Genomic DNA, 23,716 nt, shown 5'->3' on the forward strand with positions numbered 1-23,716 from the left:
TGTCGTCCTCGCGTAAGTCGTAGTGGGTCGGTGACCGCGGTCACCAGCGGTAGTGGGCGAACGCCTTGTTGGACTCCGCCATCTTGTGCGTGTCCTCGCGCTTCTTCACCGAGGCGCCGAGTCCGTTGCTCGCGTCCAGCAGCTCGTTCATCAGCCGCTCGGTCATGGTCTTCTCGCGGCGCTGCCGGGCGTACTGCACCAGCCAGCGCAGCGCCAGCGTGGTGCTGCGGGCCGGCCGCACCTCCACCGGGACCTGGTAGGTCGCGCCACCGACGCGACGGCTCTTGACCTCGATGGTCGGCTTGACGTTGTCGAGGGCGCGCTTGAGCGTGACGACAGGGTCGTTGCCGGTCTTCTCGCGGCAGCCCTCCAGGGCGTCGTAGACGATGCGCTGCGCCAGCGAGCGCTTGCCGTCCAGGAGCACCTTGTTGATGAGCGCGGTGACCAGCGGCGAGTTGTACACCGGGTCGGCGATGAGCTGGCGCTTGCCAGCAGGGCCCTTGCGCGGCATCAGCTCTTCTCCTTCTTCGCGCCGTAGCGGCTGCGCGCCTGCTTGCGGTTCCGCACGCCCTGGGTGTCCAGCGAACCGCGGATGATCTTGTAACGAACGCCCGGGAGGTCCTTCACACGACCGCCGCGCACGAGCACGATGGAGTGCTCCTGCAGGTTGTGGCCGACCCCGGGGATGTAGGCGGTCACCTCGATCCCGCTGGTCAGCCGGACACGAGCGACCTTGCGAAGCGCGGAGTTCGGCTTCTTGGGCGTCGTGGTGTAGACGCGCGTGCAGACACCCCGGCGCTGCGGGCTGCCCTTCAGCGCGGGCGTCTTGTTCTTGGTCACCTTGTCCTGGCGGCCCTTGCGGACCAGCTGCTGGATCGTGGGCACCGCGTCTCCGTCTTCCTCGTACCGAGCCGGTATGTGTTCGTTCTGGGGTGGATTCCGCTCGCACGGAACCCGTCATCACCACCTCTGACGAGGCTGTGACCTGCCGGTTTCCCGACCTCTCCGACCCACGCGGTCGGGCGTGTCGCACTCTGCTTGGCCACACACGACCGCCCGGCCCCAGGGGGCCGAAACAAGCCGGGGAGTGTTTCGCGGCGCCGGCCCTGGCACCTGGGCCTTGCCGGTGCGCACGCGGATCGGCCCGCACACCGGCGGGCGCGAAGCAAGAGACTACCCAGCCCCGCGCCAAAGTGCAAAGCGAGTTCCGCACTATCGCGCCGGCCCCCTCCGGCGCAAGTACCGGGCCGCTGGAACCGGTGTGACGTGCACGGCCGCGCTCGTTATGGGTAACCGCCCGAGCGCGAGTGAAACGCCGGATTGTCACCGAATTTTTGCAGCTTGTTTGTTTCGTCCCCCGGGGCCCGGAATCAGCGCCTTTGCGGGGGAAGCCGTGGAGGCCGCGGCGACCGCGCCGGCATCCCGGCCCCGGTCGCCGCGTCCGCTACATCACGAAGGCGACGATCAGCACGATGAGGATCACCAGGACGGCCACGCCGCCGACGATGTAGAGCGTCTTGCCGCCCTTGCCGCCCTTGTCGTCCGAACCGCCCGCGGCGCCGTAGCCGGGGTAGCCGCCCTGCTGCCGGCCGTACTGCCCCTGCTGCCCGTACTGGGCCGGAGCCTGCTGGCCGTACTGGCCCTGCTGCCCCTGCTGCTGGCCGTAAGCCTGCTGCCCGTACTGCTGTTGCTGCTGCCCCTCCGGCTGCCCGTACGGGTTCTGCTGCTGCCCGCCGTACGGGCCCTGCTGCTGGCCGTACGCGGCCTGCTGGCCGTACTGCTGCTGCTCACCCTGCCCGTAGCCCTGCTGACCGAACTGCCCCTGCTGGGCCTGGCCCTGCCGGCCCCACTGCTGCTGGCCGATGTCCATGCGCGTGGCGCCATCGGTGCCGGCTCCGGCGGGGTTGCTGAAGGCCTGCGTCGACCGCGCGTCCTCACCGCCGGACTGCTCGTGCTGCCCCTGGGCGGCGCCGTACGGCGCGGCCGGGTGCTCCTCGCCCGACGAGGCGGTGCCCGCCCCGGCCTCGGGAGGCGGCACCATCAGGGTGCGGGCGGAGTCGACGCCCTGCTTGTCGTCCTGGGGCGCCCACGGCTCGGGGGTGGACGGCGGCGTCGGGGCCTGCCACGGCTCGCCCTGCGCCTCCGGCTGCCTGCGCTCGGGCCCCGTCGCCACGGGGATGTCGGTGCCGGGCGACCACGCGGTGGTGGCCTGGTCGCCGGCGACGGGCCGGGGCCTGTCGGCCTCGGGCGCGCCGGCCCCCGGACCGGGGACGATCAGGGTGCGCTCGCCGCCCTCGCCGCCCTCGGACTGCTGCTGCGGCTGCTGCTGTTGCTGGGCCTGCTGCTGCTGGTGCTGCTGCACCTGCGGCGGCGGGGAGTAGAGGTCCTGCGCGGGGTTGTACGCCGGCTGCGGCTGGCCGTATTGGGGCTGCCCGTACTGCTGCTGCTCGGGCTGCTGCCCGTAGCCCTGCTGCTGGGCGTACGGCTGCTGCGGATACGGCTGCTGGCCGTAGGGCGGCTGGGGCGGCGCCTGAGGCGGGGTGTACCCGGCCGGCCCCTGGGCCTGCTGCCCGTACGGCGCCTGCTGGTGCTGCTGACCGGGCGCCTGCTGCTGGCCCGGCGCGGCCTGCTGCTGCCCGTACGGCGCCTGCGGCTGCTCCTGCCCCTGCCCGAACTGCTGCAGCGGCTCGACCATGGTCGGCGGCGGAGGCGGGGGCGTACCGCCCTGCTGCGGCTGCTGGGGCTGCGGCTGCTGGGGCTGCGGCTGCTGCGCCGGGGGCTGCTGCCCCTGGTCCTGGGGCGCGGCGTGGCGGCCGCCTCCGGCGGCGCCGCCGAGCTGCGGTGCGCCGAACACCACGGTCCGGTCGCCCATCGGCCGCCCCGGCTGCTGCCCTGCGGACCGCCCGCCCGGCGCCTCGGGCGACTCCTGGTCGCCCGGCGACGGCGGCTGCGGTCCCTGCGTGCCGTCATGCTCGGTCATCGTGGGGGCTCCTTCAGTGCCGTCGTCCCGGACCTCTCCACGCCCGGACCTTTCCGCGCTCCCGGACGTGGCCGTTCGACCCCGCCCGGTCCCTTCCTGCCCCAGCCTGCCCCGATCGGCCGGTCTATCGCAAATCACCAGCACCCGCCGTGGCGCCGGCGTCGCGCACCGCCACCGGACGCGGCGAAAGACGCGGTGAAGACCGCCCCGCCGGAGCCCCGGCGAGACGGCCTTCGCGACAACAGCACCGGAGCACCGCGCCGCGAGCAGACAGCGCCCCGGATTCCGGTCGCGCACCGGAGACTCACGATCCTATCCCCGCCCGCGCCCCACCGATCTCCCCCGCCCCAGTGGCACGCGCCGGAAAAGGCGAAAGGCCGCCCCGATCCGCGATCGGGGCGGCCTCGACACGACCGTGCGGCCGTTACCGGTTGTACTGGCCGAAGTCGTACTCCTCCAGCGGGACGGCCTCGCCGGAGCCCTGCCCGAAGGCGTACTCGGCGCCGTCGTCGTAGGAGCCGACGGAGTACACCGCCGCCTTGGCCTCCTCGGTCGGCTCGACCCGGACGTTGCGGTACTGCGGCATGCCGGTACCGGCCGGGATGAGCTTACCGATGATGACGTTCTCCTTCAGGCCCAGCAGCGGGTCGCTCTTGGCGTGCATGGCCGCCTCGGTGAGGACCCGGGTGGTCTCCTGGAAGGAGGCCGCCGACAGCCACGACTCGGTGGCCAGCGAGGCCTTGGTGATGCCCATGAGGACGGGACGGCCCGCGGCGGGCGTGCCGCCCTCGGCGACCACGTTGCGGTTGGTCTCCTCGAACAGCGGACGCTCCACCAGGTCGCCGGGCAGCAGCTCGGTGTCGCCCGACTCCAGGATGTTCACCCGCTTGAGCATCTGGCGGACGATCACCTCGATGTGCTTGTCGTGGATCGACACACCCTGCGAGCGGTAGACGTCCTGGACCTCCTGCACCAGGTGCAGCTGCACGGCGCGCGGGCCGAGGATGCGCAGCACCTCGTGCGGGTTGACCACACCGGCGATCAGCTTCTGGCCGACCTCGACGTGCTCGCCCTCCTTGACCAGCAGGCGCGAACGCATCGGCACCGGGTAGGCGATCTCGTCGGAGCCGTCGTCGGGGACGATGACGACCTTGCGGGTCTTCTCCGTCTCGTCGATCTTGACCCGGCCGGCGACCTCGCTGATCGGGGCCACGCCCTTGGGCACGCGGGCCTCGAACAGCTCCTGCACACGCGGCAGACCGTGCGTGATGTCCGCACCGGCGACACCACCGGTGTGGAAGGTTCGCATGGTCAGCTGGGTGCCGGGCTCGCCGATGGACTGGGCGGCGATGATGCCGACGGCCTCGCCGACGTCCACCCGGTTGCCGGTGGCCAGGCTGCGGCCGTAGCAGGCGGCGCACACGCCGATCTTGGCCTCGCAGACCAGGGCGCTGCGGGTGCGCACCTCCTCCACGCCGGCCTCGATCAGCCGGGTCAGCACCGCGTCCGACAGGTCGGTGCCGGCCTGCACGATCACCGTGCCGTCGACCTCGATGTCCTCGGCGATGGTCCGGCCGATCAGGCTGGTCTCGGCGTTGGCCGGCTTGACCAGGTTGCCCGCGGCGTCCCGCTCGGCCACCCGGAACGGGATGGTGCGGTCGGTGCCGCAGTCCTCCTCGCGGACGATGACGTCCTGCGCCACGTCCACCAGACGCCGGGTCAGGTAACCCGAGTCGGCGGTGCGCAGCGCGGTGTCGGCCAGCCCCTTGCGGGTGCCGTGGGTGGAGATGAAGAACTCCACCACCGACAGGCCCTCGCGGTAGGACGACTTGATCGGCCGCGGGATGGTCTCGCCCTTGGGGTTGGAGACCAGGCCGCGCATGCCGGCGATCTGGCGCAGCTGCAGCGGGTTGCCCCGGGCACCCGACTGGATCATCATCCAGACCGGGTTGGTCTTGGGGAACGCCGCCTCCATGTCGGCGGCCACGTCCGCGGTCGCCTTGTTCCAGATCTCGATGAGCTCCTGCCGGCGCTCGTCGTCGGTGATCAGGCCGCGGTTGAACTCCCGCTGCACCTTGTCGGCGCGCTGTTCGTAGGTGACCAGGATCTCCTGCTTGTTCGGCGGGACCACCACGTCCTCGATCGCGATGGTCGTGCCGGACCGGGTCGCCCAGTGGAAGCCGGTGCTCTTCAGCTCGTCCAGCGCCGCCGCCACCTCGACCTTGGGGTAGTTCTCGGCCAGCTGGTTGACGATCGCCGACAGCTGCTTCTTGCCGACCTCGTAGTTGACGAACGGGAAGTCGTTCGGCAGCGTCTCGTTGAACAGGCAGCGGCCGAGCGTGGTCTCCAGCCGGTACGGCCGACCCGGCTCGTAGCCCTCGGGCGCCTGCCAGCCGCGCGGCGGCGGGACGTCCTTGAGCCGCACCGAGATCATCGCCTGCAGGTCCAGCTCACCGCGGTCGTAGGCCATGATCGCCTCGGCGACCGAGGAGAACGCGCGGCCCTCGCCGAGTGCGCCCTCGGCCTCGGTGGTCAGCCAGTACAGCCCGATGACCATGTCCTGGGTGGGCATGGTGACCGGCTTGCCGTCCGACGGCTTGAGGATGTTGTTGGTGGACAGCATCAGGATCCGCGCCTCGGCCTGCGCCTCGGCCGACAGCGGCAGGTGCACCGCCATCTGGTCGCCGTCGAAGTCGGCGTTGAACGCGGTGCAGACCAGCGGGTGGATCTGGATCGCCTTGCCCTCCACCAGCTGCGGCTCGAACGCCTGGATGCCCAGGCGGTGCAGGGTGGGCGCGCGGTTGAGCAGCACCGGGTGCTCGGTGATGACCTCTTCCAGCACGTCCCACACCACCGGGCGGGCGCGCTCGACCATCCGCTTGGCGGACTTGATGTTCTGCGCGTGGTTCAGGTCGACCAGGCGCTTCATCACGAACGGCTTGAACAGCTCCAGCGCCATCTGCTTGGGCAGGCCGCACTGGTGCAGCTTGAGCTGCGGGCCGACCACGATGACCGAACGGCCGGAGTAGTCGACGCGCTTGCCCAGCAGGTTCTGGCGGAACCGGCCCTGCTTGCCCTTGAGCATGTCCGACAGCGACTTGAGCGGACGGTTGCCCGGCCCGGTGACCGGGCGGCCGCGGCGGCCGTTGTCGAACAGCGCGTCGACGGCCTCCTGCAGCATCCGCTTCTCGTTGTTGACGATGATCTCGGGCGCGCCCAGGTCGAGCAGCCGCTTGAGCCGGTTGTTCCGGTTGATGACGCGCCGGTACAGGTCGTTCAGGTCGGACGTGGCGAACCGGCCGCCGTCCAGCTGGACCATCGGACGCAGGTCCGGCGGGATCACCGGGATGCAGTCCAGCACCATGCCCAGCGGGCTGTTGCGGGTGTTGAGGAACGCCGAGACGACCTTCAGCCGCTTGAGCGCGCGGGCCTTCTTCTGGCCCTTGCCGGTGCGGATGGTCTCGCGCAGCTTCTCGGCCTCGGCCTCCAGGTCGAAGTTCTGCAGCCGCGCCTGGATGGCCGCGGCGCCCATGCCGCCCTCGAAGTACTTGCCGAAGCGGTCGCGCATCTCGCGGTAGAGCAGCTCGTCGCCCTCGAGGTCCTGGACCTTGAGGTTCTTGAACCTCGTCCAGACCTCCTCCAGGCGGTCCAGCTCGCGCTGCGCCCGGTCGCGCAGCTGCTTCATCTCCCGCTCGGCGCTGTCGCGCAGCTTGCGCTTCTGGTCGGCCTTGGCCCCGGCCTCCTCCAGCTCCGCCAGGTCGGCCTCCAGCTTCTGCTGGCGGGCCTCGATCTGGGCGTCGCGGGCCTGCTCGATCTGCTGGCGCTCCACCGAGATGTGCGCCTCCAGCGTGGGCAGGTCGCGCTCGCGGCGCTCGGTGTCCACGCTGGTGATCATGTACGCGGCGAAGTAGATGATCTTCTCGAGGTCCTTGGGGGCCAGGTCCAGCAGGTAGCCCAGCCGCGATGGGACGCCCTTGAAGTACCAGATGTGGGTGACCGGCGCGGCCAGCTCGATGTGGCCCATCCGCTCGCGCCGCACCTTGGCGCGGGTCACCTCGACGCCGCAGCGCTCACAGATGATGCCCTTGAACCGGACGCGCTTGTACTTGCCGCAGTAGCACTCCCAGTCCCGGGTCGGGCCGAAGATCTTCTCGCAGAAGAGCCCGTCCTTCTCCGGCTTGAGGGTCCGGTAGTTGATCGTCTCCGGCTTCTTCACCTCGCCGTGGGACCACTGGCGGATGTCGTCGGCGGTCGCCAGACCGATGCGAAGCTCGTCGAAGAAGTTGACGTCAAGCAACAGTTTTCCCCTTGAGTTGATCAGACCTCTTCGACACTGCTCGGCTCACGCCGGGACAGGTCGATGCCGAGCTCCTCCGCGGCGCGGAAGACGTCCTCGTCGGTGTCGCGCATCTCGATGGACATGCCGTCGCTGGACAGCACCTCGACGTTGAGGCACAACGACTGCATCTCCTTGATGAGCACCTTGAAGGACTCGGGAATGCCGGGCTCGGGGATGTTCTCGCCCTTGACGATGGCCTCGTAGACCTTGACCCGGCCGAGGACGTCGTCGGACTTGATGGTCAGCAGCTCCTGCAGGGCGTAGGCGGCGCCGTACGCCTCCAGCGCCCACACCTCCATCTCACCGAAGCGCTGGCCGCCGAACTGCGCCTTACCGCCCAGCGGCTGCTGCGTGATCATGGAGTAGGGGCCGGTCGAGCGAGCGTGGATCTTGTCATCGACCAGGTGGAGCAGCTTGAGGATGTAGATGTAGCCGACCGAGATAGGGTCCTTGTACGGCTCGCCGGTGCGGCCGTCGAACAGCCGCGCCTTGCCGCCCGGCCCGACCAGGCGCATGCCGTCCCGGTTGGGCAGGGTGCTCTCGATCAGCCCGGTGACGTCGTCCTCGCGGGCGCCGTCGAACACCGGCGTGGCGGTCTTGGTCCACGGCGGCGCCTCCGCGGCGCCGAGCGCGCGCAGCGTCCGCTTCCACTCGGCGTCGTCGCCCTCGATCTTCCACCCCTGGCTGGCGACCCAGCCCAGGTGGGTCTCCAGCACCTGGCCGACGTTCATCCGGCCGGGCACGCCCAGCGGGTTGAGGATGATGTCGACCGGGGTGCCGTCCTCCAGGAACGGCATGTCCTCGACCGGCAGCACCTTGGAGATGACGCCCTTGTTGCCGTGCCGGCCGGCCAGCTTGTCCCCGTCGGTGATCTTGCGCTTCTGCGCGACGTACACCCGGACCAGCTCGTTGACGCCCGGGGGCAGCTCGTCGCCCTCCTCGCGGGAGAACACCCGGACGCCGATGACCTTGCCCTGCTCGCCGTGCGGCACCTTCAGCGAGGTGTCGCGGACCTCGCGGGCCTTCTCACCGAAGATGGCGCGCAGCAGCCGCTCCTCGGGGGTCAGCTCGGTCTCGCCCTTCGGGGTGACCTTGCCGACCAGGATGTCGCCGGGGACGACGTCGGCGCCGATGCGGATGATGCCGCGCTCGTCGAGGTCGGCCAGCACCTCCTCGGAGACGTTCGGGATGTCCCGGGTGATCTCCTCGGGGCCCAGCTTGGTGTCGCGGGCGTCGACCTCGTGCTCCTCGATGTGGATCGAGCTGAGCACGTCGTCCTGCACCAGGCGCTGGGACAGGATGATCGCGTCCTCGTAGTTGTGCCCCTCCCAGGGCATGAACGCCACCAGCAGGTTCTTGCCGAGCGCCATCTCGCCGTTGTCGGTGCACGGACCGTCGGCGATGACCTGCCCGACCTCGACCCGCTGCCCCTCGTCCACGATGGGCTTCTGGTTGAAGCAGGTGCCCTGGTTGGACCGCTTGAACTTGGCGATCCGGTAGGTGGTGCGGGTGCCGTCGTCGTTCATGACGGTGACGTAGTCGGCGGAGACCTCCTCCACCACGCCGGCCTTCTCGGCCAGGATCACGTCGCCGGCGTCGGTCGCGGCGCGGTACTCCATGCCGGTGCCGACCAGCGGCGCCTCGCTGCGCAGCAGCGGCACCGCCTGGCGCTGCATGTTGGAGCCCATCAGCGCCCGGTTGGCGTCGTCGTGCTCCAGGAACGGGATCATGGCGGTGGCCACGGAGGTCATCTGCCGCGCCGACACGTCGATGTACTGGACCTCGCCCGGCGGCACCAGCTCGACCTCGCCGCCCTTCTTGCGGACCAGGACGCGGTCCTCGGCGAAGCGGCCGTCCTCGGTCATCGGCGAGTTGGCCTGCGCGATGACGTAGCGGTCCTCTTCGTCGGCGGTCAGGTAGTCGATCTCGTCGGTGACCCGGCCGTCGACCACCCGGCGATACGGGGTCTCGACGAAGCCGAACGGGTTGACCCGGCCGAAGGCGGCCAGCGAGCCGATCAGGCCGATGTTCGGGCCTTCCGGCGTCTCGATCGGGCACATGCGGCCGTAGTGCGACGGGTGGACGTCGCGGACCTCCATGCCCGCGCGCTCACGGGACAGACCGCCCGGCCCCAGCGCGTTCAGGCGCCGCTTGTGGGTCAGCCCGGCCAGCGGGTTGGTCTGGTCCATGAACTGCGACAGCTGGCTGGTGCCGAAGAACTCCTTGATGGAGGCGACGACCGGCCGGATGTTGATCAGCGTCTGCGGCGTGATCGCCTCGACGTCCTGGGTGGTCATCCGCTCGCGGACGACCCGCTCCATGCGGGCCAGGCCCAGCCGGACCTGGTTCTGGATCAGCTCGCCGACGGTGCGCAGGCGGCGGTTGCCGAAGTGGTCGATGTCGTCGACCTCGATCGGCACCGGCACCACGCCGACGGTGGCCTCCTCCTCGCCGGCGTGCAGCCGGACGAGGTACTCGATGGTGGCCACGATGTCGTCCTCGGTCAGGGTCCCGGTGTTCATGTCCAGGTCCAGACCGAGCTTCTTGTTCACCTTGTAGCGGCCGACCTTGGCCAGGTCGTAGCGCTTGGGGTTGAAGTACAGGTTCTCCAGCAGGGTCTGCGCCGACTCTTTGGTCGGCGGCTCGCCCGGCCGCAGCTTGCGGTAGATGTCCAGCAGCGCGTCGTCCTGGCCGGAGGTGTGGTCCTTCTCCAGGGTGACGTTGATCGACTCGTAGCCGCCGAACCGCTCGCGGATGCGGGCCTCGTCCCAGCCCAGCGCCTTGAGCAGCACGGTCACCGGCTGCTTGCGCTTGCGGTCGATGCGCACGCCCACGTTGTCGCGCTTGTCGATTTCGAACTCCAGCCAGGCGCCGCGGCTGGGGATGACCTTGCACCCGTAGATGTCCTTGTCGGACGCCTTGTCCAGGGCGCGGTCGAAGTACACGCCGGGCGAGCGGACCAGCTGGGAGACCACCACCCGCTCGGTGCCGTTGATGATGAAGGTGCCCTTGGGGGTCATGAGCGGGAAGTCGCCCATGAACACCGTCTGGCTCTTGATCTCACCGGTGGTGTTGTTGATGAACTCCGCCGTGACGAACATCGGGGCGGAGTAGGTCATGTCCTTGTCCTTGCACTCCTCGACGGAGTACTTGGGCGGCTCGAAGCGGTGGTCCCGGAACGACAGCGACATGGTCCCGGAGAAGTCCTCGATGGGACTGATCTCCTCGAAGATCTCCTCAAGGCCCGACTGCGTCGGGACACTCTTACTACCGGCCTTCTGGGCCGCCTCGACCCGGGCCTTCCACCTCTCGTTGCCCAGCAGCCAGTCAAACGATTGGGTCTGCAGCGCGAGGAGGTCCGGGACTTCGAGCGGCTCCTTGATGCGCGCGAAGGAGACGCGGTGCGGACCGGTTGCGGTATTCGAGGCGTTGCGCGAGGCTGCCAAGAGTGGTCCTTCCGAGGGCTCGCGGCGTAACAGATGACGCGCACGCCAGACGATCCAGGTGCTGGACACCCCGGTGCAGCGCCCGCAAAGCGGGACATGACGGGGATGTTCAGCACATGGATAGTCAGAGGGCAGCGCAAAGGGGCAGTGTAGCCGACCACTACACCGCATGCAAGTCTAGCGCCGCTGTATGCATCACAACTGCCATGGAGCATCGCTCCTCAGCGGCCCCGAGTCAAGAGCGGACTTGGACTTTTCGGGCTCTGACCTGCAGTGAGGAAGGCCATAGTTTAGGATTCGGCCCCCTACCCGCCGGTAGCCCGGGGGCGTCCGCGCCCCGCCGGGTCCCAATCGGCGATCCAGGAAACCACCGAGCCCGGCCAAGAGCAAACTCGCGCCCGGCGGAGGCGGGCGCGAGAGGGGTGCGCGGCGGGATGGCGCGGCCGGACGCACCGTCCGGCCGCGCGCGGGGCCGGGGTCAGAGCATCTGCAGCTCGGAGACCAGCCAGCGGTCGCCGATCTTGCGCATGACCAGGCGCATCGAGAACTGGCTCGGTGTGCGCTGGCCGCTGCTCTCCTTGGCGGTCTGCTGGTTGAGGAACACCAGCGCGACGGCCCGGTCGCCGTCGACGCTCTCCACGGCCGTCTTGACCGCGGTGCCCTCGACCACCGCCTGCTGCTGGGTGGCCGACGTCCGCACCGTGCCGGTCAGCCGCTGGAACTCGGTCTTGAACGCGCCGGTGGTCTGCTCGGTGGCGCGCTTCAGGTCGGCGTCGATCGTGCGGTAGTCGTACGACGACAGGTCTTCGGCGGCCCGGGACGCGGCGAACTTCACCTGGTCGGCGGCCGCCTCCTGATCATCGGCCCGGTTCACGGCCGGCACCAGCCACACCAGGCCCGCCACGAGCGCCACGTTGACGACGATCAGGACATACCCGGGCACACCTGCGGACGCCACAGACCGGAAGAACCGCCGCACCCGTCCGGGGGCGCGCTTCTCCTCGGCGCCCTCCTCGTCGCCGTCGGCCTCGGCCTGCTCGGCGTCGTCGTCCTGCTCGGCGTCGTCGTCCTGCTCGGCGTCGGTCTCGGTCTCCGCCGCCGTCGTCGCCGTCGTCTCGGTCTTGGTGAGGGCGGGCTCGTCGTCCCCGGCTTCCTCGTCCTCGGTTTCCTCGTCGCCGGTTTCCGTGTCGCCGGCCTCTTCGTCGCCCGCCTCGGACGCGCCGGGGTCCCGCGGCCCGCTCTTGTCCGCCTCCCCGGCGCTGTCGGCGTCCCCAGGGGCCTTGGAGGCGTCGCCGCCGTCTTCGGAGCCGCCCTTGTTCTCGGACGCCTCAGCGGGCTTTTCCGGCTTATCGGACGTCTCGGAGCCGCCCTCGGCCTCCGGGGCCTCAGGGGCCTCCCCGTCCTCGGCCTTGGAGCCGGACTCGGGCCTGCTCTTGCTCCGCGCCCTGGACTCGGACTCAGGCCCGGTCTCGGCCTCCGCCTGCTCGGCCTCCGCCTCGGCCGCCTCGCGGGCCGCGCGCTCGGCGGCCTCGGCGGCCTCGCGGGCCTTGCGCGCCGCCTCCTCGGCGCGCCGCCGCGCCTTCTCCGCCTTCTTGGCCTTCTCGGCGGCGTCGCGCTTCCTGCGTCCGAGCATCGTCATGGGACAATCCCGAAGTTCGAGACGAGCCAGCGCCCGTCGGTACGGGTCAGATCCATCGAGTAGCGGTAGTACCGGGGCGCGCCCTGCGGCACCTTCGGGCTGGTGGTGGTCGAGGTGATCGACACGATGACCTCGGCGGAGTCGCCGTCCATCGACACCACGCCGGCGCGCACCTGCTGCACCTGGGACATCGACTGGTTCTTGGTGGCGACGTCGGCGACGGTCTTGGCCTGGGTGGCCCACTGGTTGCGAATGTCGCCGGTCAGCCCCGCCAGCACCCGGTCGATGCCCTTCTGGATGTTGCGGTAGTCGAGGCTGGACAGGTTGACGGCGGTCTGCCGGGCGGCCTGGGCGGCGGCCGCGCGCTGCTTCTCCTCGTCCTGCGCCCGCCAGTACCGGTAGCCGAACACCCCCGTCGCCACGGCCAGCGCCACGGCCAGCACGCCGAGCACGGACAGGGTGGTCCGGCGGCCGCGCGACGCCTTGGCGTCGATCGCGTCGGTCGCGCCGTACCTCAATCGCGTCGCCTCCTTCGCAGGCTTCGGCCCGGCCTTTTGTGGTCGGTGCGGGCCCGTGGTGGTTCGGCCGGTCAGTTCAGCCCCAGGGGGCCCAGCAAGAGCATCTTCCAGCCCGCCTCGCCGAGCAGGCGCGCCTGGCCGCCCGTCCAGCCCATGCCGTAACGCTTGCCGTCCGGCCCGTAGACCCATCCGGTCGATGGATCGTACCCGGCGAGTTCCACCCGGGTGGAGCCCAGCGGAACGGTGACGGCGCTCTGCGTCTGGACATCGGTGCCGTCACCCGCGGCGGCCTGCTTGGTCTCCCCCGTCTTGTTCTCCTCGGTCTTGTTCTGCTCGCCGGACGCCTTGGCCCCGTCCGAGCCGTCGGAGTCGCCGTCCGCGCCGCCGGGCGGGAACCCGGCGCCGTCGGTGGCGCCCGCGGGGACCTTCGGGTACGGGCGGATGCTGTCCTTGGGGAAGTTGCGGCTGCCCCGGACGGCCTTGTCGGAGTCGGCGGGCTCCTTGCACCCGGCCGTCAGCGACGGGTCCTTGGAGTCGGTGTACTGGGGCCAGCGCCGCTGGGTCCCCTCGTAGCCCTTGGTGCAGGGGGCCGGGGAGTTGATGTTGAGCGCCAGGCCGAGGTGCTGGGTGCCGTCGCCCGGCGTCACGGTGAACGCCCCGGCCACGGCAATCGGGTAGAGGATGAACAGCGACCGCAGCCCGTCCTGGCGGGACGCGATGACCTGCCCGGTGCTGGTCATGTTGGCCAGCAGCACCGGCAGGGTCGGCGCCAGGTCGTCGATGGTCGCGTCGAGCTGGTCGGCCGTGGACGGGGCCGCGTCGATGGTGGAGCGCAGGGCCGGGTCGTCGCGGCGCAGCTGGGTGGTGAGCTGGTTGAGGTTGCGGGCGAAGGCGCGGATGTCGGCGCCCTGGTTGCGCTGGGTGTTCAGCACGGTGCGGCTGTTGTCCAGCAGCTCCTTGGTCGCCGGGTACGACTCGTCGGCGGTCTTCAGCAGCCGGTCGGTGTCGTCCAGGATCTGCTGCAGGTCGGCGGCCGAGCCGGAGAACGCCTTGTCCAGCTCGTCGACGATCGTGCGCAGATTCTCCGGCTTGAGGTTGTTGCGCTCGATCAGCGTGTTGACGTTGCGCAGCAGCTCGGCGGTGGACACCGGCAGCCGGGTGTTCTGCCGGGGGATCGTGTACGGGTGTCCGTTGACGTATTCGTGCAGGTAGGGACGGCCGCTGCGGGCGGGTTGCAGGTCGATGTACTGCTCGCCGACCGCGGACCGGTTGGCCACCACGGCGATCAGCCCGTCGCGCGGGATGGAGCGGCCGCGCTCCAGGTCCAGCCGGACGCGGATGCCGTCGCGGGTGAGCTGGATCGGGCCGACCCGGCCGACCGCCACGCCGCGATAGGTCACCTCGGCGCCGGTGAACACGCCGCCGGCGTCGGTGAGGTCGACGTAGGCGGTGTACTGCCGGTTGAACACCTCGCGGCCCAGCCCGATGTAGTTGACCGTCACCACGTACACGCCGATCACGGTGATGACCGCGAAGACCAGCAGCTGGATCTTGACGCCCGTTTTGAGGATCACGCCAGGCCCCCCGTCATCAGGGTCTCCAGATCGCGCTGTTGCGGGGCCATCGCCCCCGGCCGGCTCTGCCCGCCGCTGCGCTGCCCGCTGCCCGTCCGGCCGCTGCTCTGGTCGGTCTGGCCGGTCTGGCCGGTGTTTCCGGAGGACGGGAGCCCGGGCAGCCCGCCGCTGCCGCCGGTGGTGCCGCCTGCCGTCTGCGGCAGCACGCCGAGCGGCGTCTGCGGCAGGGTGACGTTCGGGACGGTGAGCATGTCGCGCATCTGGCGGCCGCTGTCGGCCAGCTTCTCCAGATCGGTGCCGCCGAACAGGTTCTTGGCGATGTTCTCGAAGTCCAGGTCGATGGTGAGCCGGACGTTGCCGTAGTCGCCGCGGATGACGTTGCTGAAGGTCGGCGGGAACGGGAACGTCATCAGGGTCTCCAGCGACTTGGGCAGGTTCTCGCCGGCCTTGTTGAGGTTGCGCAGGATCGTGTCGATCTCGCGGAGGTTGGCCACCATGTCGGCGTGCGACTTGTTCAGCACATCGGTGGTGGTGCGGCTGAGCTTGTCGAGGCTGACCAGCATCTTGGTCAGGTCGGCGCGGTTGCGGCGCAGGATCTCGACGGCCGGGCCGGTGCGGTCGGCGGTATCGGTGATGGTGCGCCGTTCGGCCGACAGCTTGGCCGACAGCCGGTCGATGCTGTCCAGCGCCCGGGTGATCGCGGTGCGGTTGCGGTCCAGGGTGCCGACGAAGGTGTCGACCCGGTTCAGCACGGACCGGATCTGCGGCTCGCGGCCGCTCATCGCCGCGTTCAGCTCGTGGGTGATGGTGGAGATCTGCTCCAGGCCGCCGTTGTTGAGCAGCATCGACATCGCCGACAGCACCGTCTCGACCTCGGTGCCCTGCCGGGTGCGCGACAGCGGGATCACATCGCCCGAGCCGAGCTCGCCGCGCGGCGTCTCATTCGTCGGGTTGGCCAGCGAAACGTACTTCTCACCCAGCAGGCTGGTCTGGTTGATCGAGGCGACGGCGTTGTCGGCCAGTTTCACGTCCCGGCGGAGCTTGACGGTGACGACCGCGTGCCAGCCGCCGGGACCGCCGGCCAGGTCCACCTTGTCGACCTTGCCGACCGACACGTCGTTGACCTTCACCACCGACTGCGGCACCAGATCCAGCACATTGGAGAATTCGATCTTGACGGTGCGGGGGTCGGGGCCGAGGTCGGGGCCGCCCGGCAGCGGGAGCGAGTCCACGCCGCGGAACGAGCAGCCCGACAGTGCCGCCGCGGCGGCCAGCGCGACGGCGCCCAGCCTGCGGACGGCCGCGGCGCCCGTCCGGCGGCCCGCCCGGGTCGCGTGCTCGGTTCGGCGCCTGCTCATCGGCCACCTCCTGGCAGCAGGGCCGTGAAGTCCCTGCGCGTGCTCGCGGTCTTGGCCTGGTTCGTCTTGGCGTTCGTCTTGCCGTTCGCCTTGGCCGACGTGCTCGACGAGCTCTTGGTCGAGCCCGAGCCCGCATTCGGGCCGTAGGCGTCCGCCGGGATCGGCTCGGGGTCGTAGTGCGTGGTCAGCGCCGTGATCCAGGACAGGTCGAGGCTCAGCCCGCTGAGCGCCTTGCCGATGCCGTTGTAGGGGGTGACGAAGTCCAGGCACTGCTTGGCGGGGGTGCCGACCGAGTAGGCCAGCGAGCACAGCCAGTCGGCGAGATTGTCGAACTGCAGGAAGTTCACCCGGTTGTGGATGGTGCCGCTGATCGGGTCGTAGGCGCGGCCCAGGTTGTTGATCGCCAGCGGCGCCGTCTCCAGCAGCTCGGCCAGGGCGTCCTTCTCCTTGACCAGCACGCCGGTGATCTGCGCGAGCTGCCGCACGTTGTCCGACAGCTGCTCGCGGTTCTCCTTGACGAACCGCTGCACGTTGCGCAGCGTCGGCCCGAGCGTGTTGAGCGCCGCGCTCAGCTCCTCGCGCTCGGCCGACAGCTGCGCCGACACTCCGCTCAGGTGCTGGGTGAACTGCTTGACCTGCGTGTCGTTGTCCTTGAGCGCCCGGGTGATGATCCGCAGGTTCTCGATGGTCTCGGCCACGTCCCCGCGGTCTTCGCTGAGCGTGCTGAGCAGCTCGGAGGTGTCGGAGATCGTCTGCCGGATGTCCTCGCCCTGCCCGTTCAGGGTGTCCGCGCCGACCTGCAGCAGCCGCGTCAGGGCGCCCTGCGAGTTGGCGCCCTGCGGGCCGAGCGCCTTGGACAGCTCGTTCAGGCTGGAGCCGACCTGGTCGACCTCGACGGGCACCTGCGTGCGATTGACCGCCAGCGTCGCCCCGTCGGCCATCACCGCGCCGCCCTTGTAGACGGGGGTGAGCTGCACGTACCGGTCGGACACCAGCGTCTGGTTGACGATGACGGCCTGGGCGTCGGCGGGCACCTTGTACTTGGCGTCGTAGCGCATCTTCACCCGCACCGAGGCGCCGACCGGGGTGACCTCGGTGACCTCCCCGACGGGGATGCCGAGGATCCGCACGTCGGCGCCCGGGTACAGGCCGACCGTCCGGGTGAAGTACGCCGTCAGGTGCTTGTGCTCGGGCTTGTGCAACACCGACACGAGCACGGCCGCCAGCACGGCGACGGCGAGGACGACGCCGCCGATGCGGAGGATGGTCCCTTTGTTACGCACGGATGCCTGCCTGGTGCTCGCTCACGGGAGGAACGGCAACACGCTGTTGCCCTGCCCGTTGCCTGACTGTCCTGACCGGCCCCCCTGCTGCGTGCCGGTGCCGCTCTGAGTGCCGGTACTGCCGCTCTGCGTCTGCGGATTCTGGATCGACGCCGGGATCGGCAGCAGGTTCTGCAGGTAGGCGTCGAACCAGCGGCCGGTGCCCGTGACGTCGGCGAACTGCCGGGTGAACGGGGCGTACAGCTTGAGCATGCGGTCCAGGTTGTCCTGGTTGCGCAGCAGGACCTTGTTGACCTGCTCCAGGTTGTCCAGCATCGGCCCCAGTTGCGCCTCGTTCTCCTTGATCAGCGCGTTCACCTGCTGGGTCAGCGCGACCGTGTTGACCAGCAGCTGGTGGATCACCGCGCGGCGGGCCTGCACCTCCTGCAGGAGCTTGTCGCCGTCCTGCAGCAGCTTGACGAAGTCCTGGTTGCGGTCGGCCAGCAGCTGCGAGACGTCCTTGGCGCGGTCGGCCAGCTCGTGCAGCTCGTCGTCGCGGGACGCGACCGTGTGCGAGAGCCGCCGCAGCCCCTGCAGCGCCGCCTGGATCTCGTCCGGGGAGTTCTGGAAGGTGTCCGACAGCACGTCGAACGACTTGGCCAGCTGCTGGGTGTTGATCTTGTCGACCCGCTCGCTCAGCTCGCTGACCGCCGGGACGACCTCGAACGGGGTGCTGGTGCGCTCGCGCGGGATGTGCTTGAGCCGTCCGGTGCCGTCCGGCTTCAGCTCCAGGTAGTGCGAGCCGAGCAGGGTCTTGATCTTGATGGCGGCCCGGGTCTTCCAGCCCAGCCGCACCTCGTCGTCCACCCGGAAGGTGACCTTGACGTGGTCGCCGGCCAGCTCCAGCCCGGTGACCTTGCCGACCTTGACCCCCGCGATGCGCACCTCCTCGTCGGCCCGCAGCCCGGCCGCCTCGGCGAAGTCCGCGGTGTACGTGCGCTGCCCGTTGACCAGCGGCAGGCTATCGAGGTTCAGCGCCACCAGCAGCGCGACGGCGATGACCGCGAACGCGGTGAGGCCGATGGGGACCGGGTTGCGCTCCCGGAACGGGATCCTCATCTACTTGCACCTCGCGTTCTCGTTCACGATCGCCGGGGTCTGGTAGACCGGTCCGCCCGGCAGCCGCACCCGCGCGTCCAGGCCGCAGAGGTACATGTTGAACCAGGACCCGTACGAGGAGATGTTGACCAGCCCCTCCAGCCGGTCCGGGGTCCGCTTGAGCGCGTTGTCCACGTCCTTCTCGTTGGCGTTGAGGGTCGCGGTGAGCCGGCGCAGGCCCGCGATGTCGTCGCGCACGTCGGGGCGCACGTCCTTGAGCAGCGCCGCGGTGGTGGAGCTCAGCCCGTTCAGCGCCGACACCGAGTCGAAGATCGCGTCCCGGTCCGCCGCGACCCCGCTGACCAGGCCGCGCAGGTCGGTGATCAGTTGGTTGATCTCGGTGTGCCGGGAGTCGATCGCGCCCAGCACGTTGTTCAGGTTGGTGATCACGTTGCCGATCACCCGGTCCCGGTCGGCGAGCGTGTTGGTCAGCGACGCCAGGTGCGCCAGCAGGCTGTTGACGGTGCCGGACTCGCCCTGCAGCACCTGGACGATCTCCATGGCCAGCTTGTTGACGTCCTGCGGCTCCAGCGCGCGAAACAGCGGGCGGAACCCGTTGAACAGCGCGGTGAGGTCGAGGGCCTCCTCGGTCTTGGAGTCGGGGATCACCGCGCCCGGCCGCAGGTAGCCGTTGACCTGGCCCGGCTGCTCCTGGCTCAGCGACAGGTACCGCTGCCCCATCAGGTTGCGGTAGCGCAGCTGCACGGCGGTCGACTCCGGCAGCCCGGCCCGCAGCGCCCCGTCGCGCTGCACGCTGAAGGTGACCAGCGCCTTCATCTTCCCGCCGTCGGAGCGGTCGGAGTACAGCTTGACGTCGTCGACCTGCCCGACCCGCACCCCGGCGATCCGCACGTCGTCGTTGGCCAGCAGCCCGGTCGCGTCGGAGAACACGGCCTTGTAGGTGCGGGTGTCGGCGAACCGCACGTTGGAGATGGTCATCGCCAGCACACCGGTCGCCAGGGAGGTGAGGGCGATGAAGATGCCCAGCTTGATCGCGGCACTGGTCGTCTTGCCCACGGCGCTCACCTGACCTCCACCACCGCTCCGTCCAGCAGCGGGCCGAACAGCAGCTGGGCCGAGTCGGGGACCTGGTCGGACGGGGTCCGGGTCAGCGGCCCCACCATGGCCTTGACCTTCTCCTTGTCGCTCATCTGGGTGCCGGGGTCGACCAGCACGCCCGAGGCGGCCCGGCCGCGGGAGCCGGCCTGCCCGCTGCTGTCGGCGTCCTTCCACCACAGGTCGTCCTGCGTGCCGTCCAGCGCCATGTAGTCGGGGAAGGGGACCTTGGGGTTGGGCAGGTTGTAGCAGCGCGGCCCGCGGTAGTCCTTCACCTCGGGCAGGTCCAGCGGGTACTTGTAGGCCGGCCGCGGCTTGACGATCTCGAGGGTGAGGTTGAACGTCGGGGTGCGGCCGCCGCCCGCCTCCTCGGCGCGCGGCTTGAGCTTCATGATCCCCTCGGTGACGCAGGGCAGCTCGGGCGAGTAGCGGGCGATCAGCGCCAGCCCGTCCCGGTTGGCGATGTTGAACCCGATGATCTTGGGGCCGTTGTTCTGCATGAACTGGTCGCCCTTGGCGGCCAGACCGGTGATCTGCGGGATGAGGTCCTCGATCGTGGCGCGCTTCTGCGTGATCGTGTCGCTGGTGACGTTGAGGTTGCGCAGCGTTTGCAGCAGGTCCGGGGCGGCCTGGTTGTAGACGTCGGCGGTGTCGGCCAGCGCCGACAGGTCGTAGACCAGCGTGCTCAGCTGCGGGTTGATCTTCTTCAGCAGGGCGTCGGCCTGCTCCAGGTTGCGGCCGATCTGGTCGCCGCGGCCCTGCAGCGCGGTGGCCACGGCGTTGAGCGTGGCGTTCAGCTTGGCCGGCGGCACCGCCTTCAGCAGCGGCAGCAGGTTGTCCAGCACCTGGTCGATCTCCACCGCGGCCTGCGAGCGGTCCTGCTGGATCACCTGGCCGGCGCGCAGCCCGACCGGGCCGGGCTGCGCCGGGATCTGCAGATCGACGTACTTCTCGCCGAACAGCGTCTTGGGCAGCAGCCGCGCCTGCACGTTGCGCGGGATCAGCTTGGCCTTGTCCCGGTTGATCGCCAGGTCGAGGATCGCGCCGTCGGACGTCGCCCGGGTGCCGCGCACCTCCCCGACGATCAGCCCGCGCACCTTGACGTCGGAGCGGGGCAGCAGCTGCAGCCCGGCCCGCTCGGCGGCCACCTTCACCCGGACCACGGGGGTGAGCGCCTTGTTGTACAGCGCCACGACCAGCGCCAGCAGCAGCGCCAGCACCACCAGCATGGACAGCCCGAGCAGCCGGTGGCGGATCTGCTGCGACATGCCGCCGAACGGACGCGACGGGCTCTGCGGAAGCGACGTCATCCCCGGCTCACCCCGCGATCCGCACGGTCGTGGTGGCGCCCCAGATGGCCATGCCGAGCAGCAGGTCCGCCACGTTGACGACGACGATGCTGGTGCGCACGGCGCGGCCCACCGCCACGCCCACCCCGGCCGGGCCGCCGCTGGCGTTGTAGCCGTAGTAGCAGTGGATCAGCATCACGAGCATCGAGAAGACGATCACCTTGCCGAACGACCAGAGGATGTCGTACGGCGGTAGGAAAAGATGGAAGTAGTGGTCGTAGGTGCCGGTGGACTGGCCGTAGAAGAGCGTCACGATCAGCCGGGTGGCGCCGTAGGAGGCCAGCAGGCCCACCACGTACAGCGGGATCACCGCGATCATCCCGGCCAGCAGCCGCGTGGTCACCAGGAACGGCATGGACGGGACGGCCATGACCTCCAGCGCGTCGATCTCGTCGGAGATCCGCATCGCGCCCAGCTGGGCGGTGAACCCGCAGCCCACCGTGGCCGACAGCGCCAGCGCCGACACCAGCGGGGCGATCTCGCGCGTGTTGAAGTAGGACGCCACGAACCCGGTGAACGCGGCCGTGCCGATCTGGTTCAGCGAGTTGTAGCCCTGCATGCCGACCTGGCTGCCGGTGAAGAACGTCATGAACCCGACGATCACCACGCTGCCGCCGATCACCGCCAGCCCGCCGGTGCCGAGGCTGACCTCGGCCAGCAGCCGCAGCACCTCGGTGCGGTAGCGGCGCAGCACGCGGAACACCCACGCGAAGGCCCGCGCGTAGAACGACAGCTGGTGGCCGAAGTCGTCCAGCCGCTCCAGCGGGGCGTTGACCATCCGGGAGACGGCCTTGCCCGTCTTTCCTGGCGCCGCCATCGCCTACATGCCCTTCTGCGGGACGAACTGGAAGTACAGGGTGGTGATCAGGAAGTTCTCCAGGAACAGCAGCATGAACGTGATGACGACGGTCTGGTTGACCGCGTCGCCCACGCCTTTCGGGCCGCCCTTGGCGTTCAGCCCCTTGTAGGCGGCGACCAGCCCCGCGGTGATGCCGAACACGAACGCCTTGATCTCGGCCTGCACCAGGTCGGGCAGCTGCGCGATGGCGTTGAACGAGGCCAGGTAGGCGCCCGGCGTGCCGTCCTGCAGCAGCACGTTGAAGGTGTAGCCGCCGACCAGCCCGACCACCGACACCAGGCCGTTGAGGAACAGCGCGACGAACGCGCAGGCCAGCATGCGCGGGACCACCAGGCGGTGCAGCGGGTTGATGCCCAGCACCTCCAGCGCGTCGATCTCCTCGCGGATCTTGCGGGAGCCGATGTCGGCGCATATGGCCGAGCCCGCCGCGCCCGCCACCAGCAGCGAGGTGACCAGCGGGCTGGCCTCGCGGACGATCGCCACCACCGCGGTCGCGCCGGTGAACGACTGCGCGCCCAGCTGCCGGATCAGCCCGCCGACCTGCAGCGACAGGATTCCGCCGAACGGGATCGCCACCAGCATCGTCGGGATCACCGTGACCGACACGATGAACCAGGACTGCTGGATGAACTCCCGCCACTGGAACGGCCACACGAACATCGCCCGGACGGTGTCCAGGCACAGGGCGAAGAACCGGCCGGGCTCCTTGACGGCGACGTTGACCGCGCCGTCCCCGACCTTGCGGAACACGTCGGAGGCGCCGTTTCTGCGGGTGCCCTCTCGCTGGTTCGCGCCGATACCAGGAGACGACATCAGTGCCGGCCTCCGGGGGGCGGCGAGGTGGGCGGCGGCGGCCAGGCGCTGGGGGGCGGCGGAGCGCCCGTGCCGGGCTGGGCGGGCGGCGCCGGCCGGCCCTGCGGCGGGGGCGGGGGCGCCCCCTGGCCCGCGGGCACGCCGGACATGGCCGCGACGTAGCGCGGCCACTCCTCGACCCAGTTGCGGCCCTGGTCGTCGATGAACGAGCCGGGCGGCGGCGTCACGCCGTTCGCGGCGCACCAGGCGCCCGGGGCGTGCTGGCCCGCGCGCACCCGCCCGTCGCTGGGCATCAGCTGCGGCGGGATCGGCGGCAGCTTGCCGGGGTCGTGGCCCATCCTGGCCTCGGCCTCCAGCTCGGAGACGTCCTTCTCCTCCGACATGCCGATCGGGCCGACCCGGCGGGCGTTGAGGAACTGGCGGACCACCGGCTCCTCGCTGGACAGCAGCATCTCGCGCGGCCCGAACATCACCAGCTCGCGGCGGAACAGCAGGCCGATGTTGTCCGGCACGGTCCGCGCGGTGTTGATGTCGTGGGTGACGATCAGGAACGTCGCGTTGATCTGCGCGTTCAGGTCGACGATCAGCTGGTTGAGGTAGGCGGTGCGGACCGGGTCCAGGCCCGAGTCCGGCTCGTCCACCAGCAGGATCTCCGGCTCCAGCACCAGCGCGCGGGCCAGGCCGGCGCGCTTCTTCATGCCGCCGGAGATCTCTCCGGGGAGCTTGTGCTCGGCCCCGAGCAGGCCGACCATGTCCATCTTCTCCAGGACGATCCGCCTGATCTCCGCCTCGGTCTTGCGGGTGTGCTCGCGCAGCGGGAAGGCGATGTTGTCGTAGATGTTCATCGACCCGAACAGCGCGCCGTCCTGGAACAGCACCCCGAACAGCTTGCGGGTCTCGTACAGCTGCGCCTCGGGCAGGCGCGGCAGGTCCCGGTCGCCGATCCAGATGTGGCCGCGGTCCGGCTTGAGCAGCCCGACAAGCGACTTCAGGAACACCGACTTGCCCGTGCCGGAAGGCCCGAGGAGCACGTTGATCTCTCCCGCGGGCAGCGTCAGCGACACGTCCTGCCAGATGGTCTGACGGCCGAAGGACTTGGTCAGTCCCTCAACCCTGATCTCGACGCCCACTCGTCACCTTTCGTCCAGGCCGGGGGGAATCCGGAACCAAAGACCGAGCAGCTGTGTGGTCGTAGCACTCCGTGCGTCGTCGTCACTCAGCGGACCACTCCCGTTGCTACCGCCGGGTAGCTGTGGTGGGTGTCACTACCGTAGCGGCCCGACGCGGAAATGGAAGAGGGTGCGCCGGATTAGACCCGCCGTCCAGTGAGGTCGTAAGAGAATCGTTACTTACGTGCCTGGTGAG

The 23,716-nt window shown here is 69.9% G+C and carries 16 protein-coding genes; all 16 read right to left on the minus strand.

The features are described from left to right. Positions 1 to 40: 40 nt before the first annotated feature. Entirely contained in the window at positions 41 to 511 is a 471-nt protein-coding gene (rpsG, locus tag QSK22_RS12620) for a 30S ribosomal protein S7 (protein ID WP_285494283.1), read from the minus strand. Continuing rightward, positions 511 to 885, minus strand: coding sequence for a 30S ribosomal protein S12 (gene rpsL / locus QSK22_RS12625; protein ID WP_019632621.1), 375 nt, complete (start codon positions 883 to 885; stop codon positions 511 to 513). Before rpsL ends, rpsG begins: the two co-directional genes overlap by 1 nt. Positions 886 to 1,444: 559 nt before the next feature. Continuing rightward, positions 1,445 to 2,980 carry a hypothetical protein gene (locus QSK22_RS12630; protein ID WP_285494284.1) on the minus strand — a complete coding sequence of 512 codons (1,536 nt, stop codon included), beginning with the start codon at positions 2,978 to 2,980 and terminating at the stop codon, positions 1,445 to 1,447. Between the two features lie 424 nt (positions 2,981 to 3,404). Then, complete coding sequence (locus QSK22_RS12635) at positions 3,405 to 7,277, minus strand: DNA-directed RNA polymerase subunit beta' (RefSeq protein WP_285494285.1); 3,873 nt, start codon at positions 7,275 to 7,277, stop codon at positions 3,405 to 3,407. Positions 7,278 to 7,297: 20 nt separating this feature from the next. Beyond that, a complete protein-coding gene (gene rpoB, locus QSK22_RS12640; protein ID WP_285494286.1) occupies positions 7,298 to 10,765 on the minus strand; it encodes a DNA-directed RNA polymerase subunit beta in 3,468 nt (1,155 codons plus the stop codon). Positions 10,766 to 11,243: 478 nt separating this feature from the next. Beyond that, entirely contained in the window at positions 11,244 to 12,404 is a 1,161-nt protein-coding gene (locus QSK22_RS12645; RefSeq protein WP_285494287.1) for an Rv1363c family protein, read from the minus strand. Further along, positions 12,401 to 12,922 carry an Rv1363c family protein gene (locus QSK22_RS12650; RefSeq protein WP_285494288.1) on the minus strand — a complete coding sequence of 174 codons (522 nt, stop codon included), beginning with the start codon at positions 12,920 to 12,922 and terminating at the stop codon, positions 12,401 to 12,403. Before QSK22_RS12650 ends, QSK22_RS12645 begins: the two co-directional genes overlap by 4 nt. A gap of 71 nt (positions 12,923 to 12,993) precedes the next feature. Next, complete coding sequence (locus QSK22_RS12655) at positions 12,994 to 14,496, minus strand: MCE family protein (RefSeq protein WP_285494289.1); 1,503 nt, start codon at positions 14,494 to 14,496, stop codon at positions 12,994 to 12,996. Then, the gene (locus tag QSK22_RS12660; RefSeq protein WP_285494290.1) at positions 14,493 to 15,854 is read right to left on the minus strand and encodes an MCE family protein; all 1,362 of its coding nucleotides are present in this window, start codon (positions 15,852 to 15,854) and stop codon (positions 14,493 to 14,495) included. The genes QSK22_RS12655 and QSK22_RS12660 overlap by 4 nt, the downstream gene beginning before the upstream one ends. After that, on the minus strand, positions 15,851 to 17,137 hold the full coding sequence (locus QSK22_RS12665; protein ID WP_285494291.1) for an MCE family protein: 1,287 nt from the start codon (positions 17,135 to 17,137) through the stop codon (positions 15,851 to 15,853). Before QSK22_RS12665 ends, QSK22_RS12660 begins: the two co-directional genes overlap by 4 nt. Positions 17,138 to 17,158: 21 nt before the next feature. After that, positions 17,159 to 18,235, minus strand: coding sequence for an MCE family protein (locus tag QSK22_RS12670; RefSeq protein WP_285494292.1), 1,077 nt, complete (start codon positions 18,233 to 18,235; stop codon positions 17,159 to 17,161). Further along, positions 18,236 to 19,300 (minus strand): MCE family protein, encoded by a 1,065-nt coding sequence (locus QSK22_RS12675; protein ID WP_285494293.1) that lies wholly within the window; start codon positions 19,298 to 19,300, stop codon positions 18,236 to 18,238. Continuing rightward, positions 19,297 to 20,640 (minus strand): MCE family protein, encoded by a 1,344-nt coding sequence (locus tag QSK22_RS12680; protein ID WP_285494294.1) that lies wholly within the window; start codon positions 20,638 to 20,640, stop codon positions 19,297 to 19,299. Before QSK22_RS12680 ends, QSK22_RS12675 begins: the two co-directional genes overlap by 4 nt. Positions 20,641 to 20,647: 7 nt before the next feature. Then, positions 20,648 to 21,496: an MlaE family ABC transporter permease gene (locus tag QSK22_RS12685; protein ID WP_285494295.1), complete on the minus strand. Its 849-nt coding sequence runs from the start codon at positions 21,494 to 21,496 to the stop codon at positions 20,648 to 20,650. 3 nt (positions 21,497 to 21,499) lie between these two features. Further along, positions 21,500 to 22,351 (minus strand): MlaE family ABC transporter permease, encoded by an 852-nt coding sequence (locus QSK22_RS12690; RefSeq protein ID WP_285494296.1) that lies wholly within the window; start codon positions 22,349 to 22,351, stop codon positions 21,500 to 21,502. Further along, positions 22,351 to 23,481, minus strand: coding sequence for an ABC transporter ATP-binding protein (locus QSK22_RS12695; protein ID WP_285494297.1), 1,131 nt, complete (start codon positions 23,479 to 23,481; stop codon positions 22,351 to 22,353). Before QSK22_RS12695 ends, QSK22_RS12690 begins: the two co-directional genes overlap by 1 nt. Positions 23,482 to 23,716: the final 235 nt, after the last annotated feature.

This window comes from Actinomadura sp. NBRC 104425, assembly GCF_030269545.1.
Lineage (GTDB): Bacteria > Actinomycetota > Actinomycetes > Streptosporangiales > Streptosporangiaceae > Spirillospora > Spirillospora keratinilytica.